The 2152-nt window shown below is 72.8% G+C and carries 1 protein-coding gene; it reads right to left on the bottom strand.

The features are described 5' to 3' along the window. Positions 1-47: 47 nt before the first annotated feature. The gene (locus tag ACFV6I_RS39315) at positions 48-1808 is read right to left on the bottom strand and encodes an LCP family protein (RefSeq protein ID WP_380431061.1); all 1761 of its coding nucleotides are present in this window, start codon (positions 1806-1808) and stop codon (positions 48-50) included. Positions 1809-2152 lie beyond the last annotated feature (344 nt).

Genomic DNA, 2152 nt, shown 5'->3' on the forward strand with positions numbered 1-2152 from the left:
GATCAGGATCCGCAGGCGCCCCGCCGTCGTCGTACGTCCCGTCCGGGTCAGCCGTACGACACGTTGGCGCACGGGTCGTCGTCGGCCGACCGGGCGGCGTTGGCGACGCTGCTGGGCACCGGGGCCGGAGCGGCCGGGGCGCCGGGCGACGCGGAGGCGGCCGGGTCGGCGGCGCCGGCCGGATTGGCGGCGGCGAAGTCGTGGCCGAGCACCACGCTGACGCCCTTGCCGCCGGCCTGGACGGTGGCGCCCGGGAACAGCTTGGCGACCGCGTCGGCCGCGGCGCGCTCGCCCGCGCCGTACTCGACGACCGTGGTGGCGCGCGGCTTGCCGGTCGCGTTGCCGACGCTGGTCACGGTGTAGCCGGCACCCTTGACGGCCTCCGCGGCCTTGCCGCCGAGCCCGGTCGCGCCGGTGCCGTTGAGCACGGCGACCTTCACGTCGGCGGGCTTGGCCTCGCCGCTCTTGGCGTCCGGGACGGGGGTGGTGGCGGTGGGGCTGGGGGTGGCCTCGGCGGCGGGGGTGCCCGGCGCGGCGGAGTCCGCGGCGGTGGCGCTCGCGTCCTGGCCGTCCAGGGTGCGGTCGGCCTTGAGCGCGGCCCAGAGCTGGTCCGAGTCGGGGTGGAGCAGGGCGACCCGCGGGCCCTCGTAGCGCCACGGCGCCGTCACGAACTTGACGTCGTGCAGGTTGACGTCCTTGAGCGACATGGCGAAGGAGAGCAGCTTGGCCGCCGAGCCGAGGTCGGGGTCGACGGTGAGCGACTTGGTCGCGGCGTCGGCGAGCGGCAGCAGGGTGGTCGGGTCCATGCCGCGGGACTTGACCTCCTTGATGAGCGAGGAGAGGAAGGCCTGCTGACGCTTGGTGCGGCCGATGTCGGAGCCGTCGCCGATGCCGTGCCGCACCCGGACGAAGTCGAGCGCGGACTGGCCCTCCACCTTCTGTTTGCCCTTGGGGAAGACCAGCTTGCCCTTCTTGCCCAGGTTCGGGTTGAGATCGCCCTCGTGGATGTCGTTCGGCAGACAGACCTCGACGCCGCCAACCGCCTTGGTCATCGAGGCGAAGCCGTTGAAGTCCACCACGATGGTGTGGTCGACCCGCAGGTTGGTGAGCTTCTCGACGGCGTTCTGGGTGCAGGCCGGGTTGCCCTGGTCGGTGTCGCCCACCGAGAAGGCGCTGTTGAACATCACATTGGTCTGTTCCTTGGTCCATTTGCCGTTCGGGAGCTTGCACGCCGGGATGGTGACCAGGGAGTCGCGGGGGATGGAGATGCCGACGGCGTGCTTGTGGTCGGCGTAGACGTGCAGCAGGATCGCGGTGTCCGAGCGGGCGCCGCCGTCCCCGCCGCCGCCGAGGTCGCTGTTGCCGTTGCCGCGGCTGTCCGAGCCGATCAGCAGGACGTTGACCGGGCTGCGGCCCTGGGCGTCCGGCGCCGCGGCGGCCGGGCGGTCCTTGCTGAGGGCGTCGCCGTCGAAGGTGGTGAGGTTGCTGTTCAGGCGGTAGTAGACGGCGCAGCCGCCGAGGACCAGGAGGGCGGTGCAGCCGGCCGTCGCCCAGAGCACCTTCTCCTTGGTGCTGCGCTTGGCCTTGGGCTTCGCCCGGCTCGTACGGCTGGCCTGACCGGCCCGGCCTGCCTGATCCGGCTGGCCGGCGTGGCCGCCGTCCGCCGGGCGGCCCTGCGCGGTGCGCTCCTCGGCTGTGCGGCCGCGGCCGTCGGGTATGTCGCCGTCGGGTATGCGGCCCTCCGGCGAGCCGCCGGCTGCCCGGCGCGGCGATTTTCCGGCTCCGGGGGAACCCCTGCGACCAGACACGTCGTCATCCTCCACAGTTGCCACGAAACCCCCGTCGGACCGGCGGGCGTGCGTGGCCGGGGCCGGAGCCGATCCGGGCAGGCCCGTCGCTAAACTTTTACACCGCTGTAGAAACTCAGTGGAGCATACTAGGCGCAGATGAGAAAACCACCTGGTCAGACCAGCGGATCCGGTCGGCCAGGCTCCTCTGTGCTGCTCAGAACCCGTACGAGGAGCACGATGACTCACCGGATCGCACGTTCGATAGCCGGCGCCCTGGTGGCACTGCTGGCCGGCGTCGGCCTCACCGCCGCGGCGGCGAGCGCGCCCGCGACCGCCCCACCCCCGCCCCGCGGCGCCCCCCC

It is taken from the genome of Kitasatospora sp. NPDC059803, assembly GCF_042732255.1.
GTDB lineage: Bacteria > Actinomycetota > Actinomycetes > Streptomycetales > Streptomycetaceae > Kitasatospora.